The organism is Paractinoplanes rishiriensis (assembly GCF_016862375.1).
In the GTDB taxonomy this organism is placed as follows: domain Bacteria; phylum Actinomycetota; class Actinomycetes; order Mycobacteriales; family Micromonosporaceae; genus Actinoplanes; species Actinoplanes rishiriensis.
In genome coordinates this window covers 61,896-68,539 of record NZ_BOMV01000105.1, presented here as the reverse complement: position 1 = coordinate 68,539, position 6,644 = coordinate 61,896, and the positions used below count along the sequence as shown (strand labels likewise).

6 protein-coding genes are annotated in these 6,644 nt (G+C 72.3%); all 6 read right to left on the bottom strand.

The annotated features are described in order from the left end of the window. Positions 1-157: 157 nt before the first annotated feature. The 6 genes from Ari01nite_RS44810 to Ari01nite_RS44785 all read right to left on the bottom strand — a co-directional run bounded on the left by Ari01nite_RS44810 (position 158) and on the right by Ari01nite_RS44785 (position 6,631). Positions 158-796 (bottom strand): ABC transporter ATP-binding protein, encoded by a 639-nt coding sequence (locus Ari01nite_RS44810; protein WP_203790317.1) that lies wholly within the window; start codon positions 794-796, stop codon positions 158-160. Then, complete coding sequence (locus Ari01nite_RS44805; protein WP_203790316.1) at positions 793-1,608, bottom strand: ATP-binding cassette domain-containing protein; 816 nt, start codon at positions 1,606-1,608, stop codon at positions 793-795. Before Ari01nite_RS44805 ends, Ari01nite_RS44810 begins: the two co-directional genes overlap by 4 nt. Further along, complete coding sequence (locus Ari01nite_RS44800) at positions 1,598-4,363, bottom strand: hypothetical protein (RefSeq protein WP_203790315.1); 2,766 nt, start codon at positions 4,361-4,363, stop codon at positions 1,598-1,600. The genes Ari01nite_RS44805 and Ari01nite_RS44800 overlap by 11 nt, the downstream gene beginning before the upstream one ends. 10 nt (positions 4,364-4,373) lie before the next feature. After that, positions 4,374-5,573: a hypothetical protein gene (locus Ari01nite_RS44795; protein ID WP_203790314.1), complete on the bottom strand. Its 1,200-nt coding sequence runs from the start codon at positions 5,571-5,573 to the stop codon at positions 4,374-4,376. Position 5,574: 1 nt separating this feature from the next. Further along, positions 5,575-6,099, bottom strand: coding sequence for a SigE family RNA polymerase sigma factor (locus tag Ari01nite_RS44790; RefSeq protein ID WP_203790313.1), 525 nt, complete (start codon positions 6,097-6,099; stop codon positions 5,575-5,577). Positions 6,100-6,163: 64 nt separating this feature from the next. Next, entirely contained in the window at positions 6,164-6,631 is a 468-nt protein-coding gene (locus Ari01nite_RS44785) for a Fur family transcriptional regulator (protein WP_203790312.1), read from the bottom strand. Positions 6,632-6,644 lie beyond the last annotated feature (13 nt).

Below are 6,644 nucleotides of genomic sequence, written 5' to 3'. Positions count from 1 at the left end.
GCCTCGCCGGCCAGGGCCATGGCCAGGTTCTTCGGGGTGTGGAACTGTTCCCAGTTCCGCAGCTGCGCGAACTTTCGGACCTGCTCCGTCAATTCCGATATTGACGTCAATGCTTGAACCTCCGTGGCTACACAGCTTTCATTTGGTCGCCGAGGCGCTACTCCACCACACGGCCGGAGCGCAGGCGGACCACCTCGCCGGCGACGTCGATCACCCGCTGGTCGTGCGTCGCGACGATCGCCAGCGTTCCGGCCCGCACCGCCTCGGCCAGGGCGGTCAGCACCAGGTGCACATGATCGTCGTCCTGGTGAGCGGTCGGTTCGTCCAGAACCGCAACAGCAGGATTCAGTACGAGGGCACGCGCCAACGCCGTGCGCTGCTGCTCCCCCAGGCTGGTGTCGCGCGCGGGCCGGGCGGCGATGGCCCCGAGCCCCAGCCGGTCGAGCAGGTCACCGGCCGGAGCGGCGCCACGAAAAGCAGAGCCACGAAAAGCGCCGCGGACACCGGCCGGGAGCAGCACATTCTCCGCCACGGTCAGCTCCGGCTCGAGCGCCAGCCGCTGCGGCAACAGCGACACCGTGGCCCAGTCCGGCGCCGGATGCGCGTCCTTTCCCCCGATGAGCACCTGCCCCTCGGTCGGCCGCATCACCCCGGCTATCAGGTGGCACAGCGTCGACTTGCCGGAACCCGACCGTCCAGCCAGGACAGTCACCGTCGCCGGTGCCAGCGAGAGGGTTATCTCGTGCAGCACCGTCGCGTGGCTGACGTCGCGGACCTCCACCAGCGGCTCGGTCACGGGCGGTGCAATTCGACGTGGCCGTCGGTGACGGTGACGATCACGCGTCCGTCGGGGAACAACGGCAACGCCTCCTCGGGCAACTGGATCCGGCCGAGGCCGTCGATGGTGGCGGTACGGTCCTGGCCGGCATCGTGTGCGCCGGACAGCACGCCGTGCCGCAGCCGCAGCACGGTGTCGGCGGCGTCGATGGCCCGCGCGTCGTGGGTGGCCAGCACCACGGCGCTGCCCTGGTCGGCGCGGGCCCGCAGCAGCCTTAGCACCAAGGCCGCGGAGTCGTCGTCGAGTTCGGCGGTGGGTTCGTCGGCGACCAGGAGCGCGGGCGCGCCGACACCGGCCGCGGCGACCGCGAGGCGTTGCTGCTCGCCGCCGGACAGGACGGCGGGCCGGACGCCGGCCTGGTCGGTCAGCTCCACCTCGGCCAGGGTCGCGTCGGCGTCGCAGCGCACGCCCCGGAAGCGGGCCATCTGCTCGATCTGGCCGCGCGCGTCCAACTGCGGGAACAGGCTGTGCGTCGGGCGCTGGGCCACCCAGCCGATCTCCCGGCGCCGCAATACCTGCAGCTGGCGGCGGGTCAGGCCGGACACCAGGCGACCGCGGTGCCGCAACTCGCCGCCGGCCGGTCGCTCCCGCAGCGCGAGGACGGCCAGCAGTGTGGACTTGCCGCTGCCGGACGGGCCGGTGATCGCGCTGATCCGGCCGCCGAGCACCGTCACATCCACGCCGCGCAGGGCTTGCGTGGGACCGGTCGGCGCGGCGTACAGCTGAAGTAACTCACGGCCCTCCATCAGGGGCACGTGGTCAGTCGTCACGGTAGGCACCCTCTTCCGCGTTCGCCGAGCGCACCGTGGTCAGCGCCACGGCCAGCACGGTGGCCAGCACGGCCGCGCCGGCGGTGATCGCGAGCCCGGCCGGGGAGAACTGGAACGCGAACCGGGGCAGCAGGCCGGGCTGGTCGTCGAGCAACCGGGCACCGAGCGGGGCGAGCGCGGCCACCCCACCCACCGCGGCACCGAACGCGACCGCCGCCAGCAGCACGAACTCGAGCCCCCGCGCCCGGCCGATCCGGCGCCGGCCGATCCCGACGCGGGCCAGCATGAGATCGGTGGGCCGGCGCAGCACGGCGGTGCGCTGGGCGTAGATGCACAGCGTGAGGATGGCGAGCAGCGCGAGATAACCGGCGACCGCCACCTGATATCCACGGGCCCGGCCGGTGGCCACGTACGTCGCATCCTGGCGCAACTGGTCGGCGGTGCTGACGCGTTCCGGCTGCACGCCCTTGGGGTTCGTCACCGCGTGCACGCCGTCCGGCCCGGTCGAGTTCCACAGAAAGGTCTGTATGAACAGCGGGTGCGGATGCTGGTTGCGCGGCCGCAGTCGTGGGTCCTCGAAGCTGAGCCGGCCCAGGAAGGGGTCGGCGGCGACCACGTACATCCCTCGGCCTTTCATGCCCGGAAAGGCGTTGACCCGCGCCGCCACGGTGAGGTCCTCGATCACGTAGCCGATCGTCGCCCGGATCGTGTCGACCGGAGCGGACACCGGATCGCCGACCACGATGGCCCGGGGCCTGCCGTCCGCGGTGGCGGGGTTGGCCGCCAGTTCGCTCAGCGCCGCCCGAGCCGCCGCCAGACCGGGCCCGTTGCCCCACAGCGCCACCTCTCCGAACCGAGCCGGGTCGACGATCAGCAGGTCCTTCTGGAAGTCGTCCAGCGGAGTCCGCACATCAACCCGCCACACCACCGTGTTCCCTACAGGCAAAGGCGGATTCCGTACGCCGGGAACCGGTCCCACGGGCCGCGGCTGCAACGGATCCTCGGGTGGCGCCCACACCGCGCCTTCGTCCAGCTCATAGGAGCCCGGAATCGTCGCGACCGCCTCGGCACCGGCCGCCACCGCAATCCGGTCGTCGGCCAGCACCTCCGTCGAGTGCACCGCGGACAGCGCGAACAACAGCATGCCGAGACCCGCGGTCACCACCATGACGGCGAGCCGGCGTTCGGCCCCACCGGACCCCAGCCGCCGCCGGGCCAGCCACACCACCGCGCGCCCGGGCGAGGAGGGCAGGTGCGGCGCGGCCCTCTTGCGACCGGCCAGCAGACCCGGCACCCATCCGGCGGCGACGCCAACGGCGGCCAGCGTCAGCAGCGGCACGAGCAGGTCGACGCCCCCGCCGGCGTCACCGGCCCCGACCAGTCCGCCCGCGGCCACCAGGGCGACGACGATCAGCATGGCGCCCCACGGCAGCGGTCGCCGCGCCGTGGCGGGTGGTGCCGGCCGAACCCGGCGAGCCGCCACGGCCGCGCCGACGCCGGCCACCGTGACGAGACCGGCCAGCACGGCAACACCGCTGGCCTGGGCCGCCGGAAGCAGCGACGCCTGGATCGCACCGGGCGGCCCCAGCCGGTCGACGAGCTGCCAGGCCACCAGCCACCCGAGCCCCGCACCGACCGCGGCCGGCAGCAGGTGCTCGAGCAGCCACAGCCCACCGACCCGAACCGGCGACATGCCCACCGCAACGGCGTGCCGAACTTCCCGCTCCCGACGCCGCGCCGACAGCAGCGCCACGGCGAGCACCGAAGCCAGCCCCACGCCGGTAGCCGCCCACTCCACCGGCCGGATCCGTTCGCGAACCGTCGCGGTGGTGGCCTGGGCGGTGGCCACGATCCGCCCGATCCCGCTGGCAAACCGCAGCGCCTTCGGCGAATCGTTCTCGGCCGGCAGATCCGTTGCGTAATACCGGCGCACCTGTTCAATCTCGTCGGCCGTGCGCTGTGCCTCGGCGAGCGTCGCACCGGCCACCAGTGCCGCCTCGACCGACCAGAAGATCTGGTCGTCCACGGACTTGGCCAGCCGCTCCACGGTCGCCACGTCACCCACCAGCAGGTGAGCCGGCAGCGTGTCGTACTCGGTGTCGCCGGGGGTGTCGCCGTTCCGCAGCGCCCACTTGCGGCTGCCCGGCACATCGGCCGGCAGCCGCCCCCGGCCATCGACGGCGTAGATGCCGGCCACTGTGGTGGTGGCCCGCTGCGGCTCACCGCGGTTGCCCTTGACCACCGCAAGGACGATGCTGTCCCCCGGCCGCGCCCCGAGCGAGGCGGCCATCGGCGCCGGCAGCCACAGCCCGTCCGGGTTGGTCGAAGGCGTGGCCGGGAGTAGGTCGGTGGCGGGATCGCGGACGGCGAAGAGACGGCCTCGCTCACGCTTGGCGCCGAGGCTGACCGTGGAGCCCCAGAAGTCGGGAGCGGCCAGTTCGTCGCCGATGGAGGCTCCGGTCAGGTCGGGTTCGGTCAGGCCGGGGACCGATCGCAGGTCGGCGATCACCGACTCCTGGTCGATGCTGGCCGGGCCCCGGTCGGCCGACACGCGGATCACGGCGGCGTCGTTCTGGCGGGCGGTTGCCGGGATCTCGTCGCGGCGCACCTGGAAGGCGGCGTTGTCGGAGGCCTCCGCGAAGATCGGGCCGGCGGCGCCGGCCGCCGCCAGCACCAGGAACGCGGTCACGGTTAGCAGTGACCACGCCCGCTGGCGCATGCCGCCCAGGATCGCGGCGGCGGTCAGATGATCCACAGGCGCCAAGCTATAACACCGGTCGCAGCGCCACCGTCCCTGGAAGCTGGCCGCCGCTCACCGCGCCCAGCGCTCCGGTCCGCACGTTCCAGCTGATCAGACCGGTCTGGTCGAGTTGCAGCAGCACGGTCTCCTCGTCTAGCCAGTCGAGCGGGCGGCAGCAGCCCTTCGACCGCTCGCGGCCGAGGTCGAGCATGCGTTCCACCACGCCGGTCCGGGTGTTGACCACGGCGACCATCTCGAGGCCGCTGAATGAACTGCTGCTCCCCCAACCGGCCCGCACCACGAGGTCGGCGCCGTTGCTCACGGTCGGGCCGTACCACTCGTTCACCTGATAACCGTCCAGGCGAGCGTCGGTCACCGGCGTCTCGCGTACGGGATCGGCCTTGGCGAGGTCCCACAGCCGGACCGTGCGGGTCTCATCCGGCAGCTCCGGGACCAGCGCGCCCTCGGCGCGCTGGGCCGCGCTGTTCCAGGTCGACAGGCCGGCGACGACCGGCGCGGCCCGGCCGGCGGCCCAGTCGACCGCCACCGCACCCGGCCCGCCCGCACCCACCAGCACCGTGCGGTCACCCTGCCAGAGCACCTGTTCGTTGAGGCCCGGCACCGGGACGCGATGCGCCTTCGCCGTGGTCAGGTCGACGACGATCACGGAGCCGGGCTGCGGGAAGGCGATCCGTTTGCGGTCGGGCGACAGGGCGGTCGAGCGCAGCGGATCGGCGTGGTTGCCGCCGGCGTCGTGCGTGGTCGACAGTTGCACCACGTCGATGTCGACCCATTCACCGCTCGTGCTCAGCACGCAGAAGCCCAGGGAACCGTACGGCTGAACGACCGCGACCGCGCCGTCGATGGGCCCGTCGGACAGCTTCCTGGCCGGGTCGGGCATGAAATCGACCGCGTTGAGCGGCAACGGCGGGACGACATGCCGGGGCAGGGCGTCGGGCACCTGCTGGACGGCCGGCACCGGGGTCGACGGCGGAGGCGGCGGCCGGTGGGTCACCGGGTCGGGCTCGGCACCGCGCTGTGCGGGTACGAGGAGATAGCCCGCGACCGCCACCAGCACCACCGCCACGAACGAGGCACTCACCACCGTCACCCGGCGACGCCGGCGGGTGCGGCCCGCCTCCGTCCAGGCCCAATCGGCATAGGCGCGCGGCTGGACCTCGGACGCCGCCTCCGCCAACAACTCGCCCAACTCGCCGTGCCCCATGTCATCTCTCCCTGCCCGCGCGCAACAAATCGCCCAGCTCGGGCGCCAGCTCACGGAGCCGGCGCAGAGCGGCACTGGTCTGACTCTTGACGGTGCCGACCGAGACACCGAGGATCTCCGCGGTGCGGGTCTCGGTGAGGTCGTCGAAATACCGCAGGACGAGCACGGCCCGCTGACGCGGCGCCAACTGGCGCAGCGCACGCTCGAACACGATGCGGGTGGACAACTCGTCGTCGCGGGCCGGCCGCACCGAGTCGGGCAGCGTCGACGTCAGACGCTCCCGCCGCCAGCGCCGCCACCAGGAGACGGCATCTCGGTAGAGCACGGTGCGGACGAAGGCCTCGGGCTCGCCGTCGCGAACCTTGCGCCAATGCAGAGCCAGCTTGACCAAGGCACCCTGCAACAGGTCCTCGGCCAGGTGGTGATCACCGCAGACAAGGTAGGCCGAGCGGAGCAGACGATGCTGCCGCGCCTGAACGAATGCGACGAATTCGGCCTGCTCGTCGCCACCGGGCTGGGTGCTCACAGCCTATGAACGCACGGGGGCCGGGAAAAGGTTGGGCCGCCCTCCGTGGAAGGCGGCCCACCTTTCAGGAGCGGTAGCAGGCGGGGCACATGCCCCAGAAAACCACCTCGGCCTCGTCGATCATGTACCCGTGATGGTCGGAAGCCGTGAGGCAGGGTGCGGTGCCGGTGGCGCAGTCGACGTCGGCGATGGTCCCGCAGGACCGGCACACGACGTGGTGGTGGTTGTCGCCGACCCGCGTCTCGTAGCGCGGCACCGAACCGGCCGGCTCGATGCGCCGGATCAGACGAGCCGCGGTGAGCGCCCGCAGCACGTCGTAGACCGCCTGCACGGAGACGTCGCCGAGGTCTCCGCGGACGAGGCGAATGATCGAGTCGGTGTCGAGGTGGGGATGTTCGTGCACCGCGTTGAACACCGCGACCCGCGGGCGGGTGACCCGCAGGGCGGCCCGGCGCAGCAGGCGTTCGGCGCTGAAGGCGTTCGGTGCGGTCTGAAGTGCGACCCCTTTGCTGGCATACGTGCTGGAAGTCATGGCATCTCCCGGA

Coding starts and splice junctions, on each gene's coding strand:
- Ari01nite_RS44795 (WP_203790314.1), bottom strand. CDS start 5,573: ATGGGGCACGGCGAGTTGGGCGAGTTGTTGGCGGAGGCGGCGTCCGAG.
- Ari01nite_RS44785 (WP_203790312.1), bottom strand. CDS start 6,631: ATGACTTCCAGCACGTATGCCAGCAAAGGGGTCGCACTTCAGACCGCA.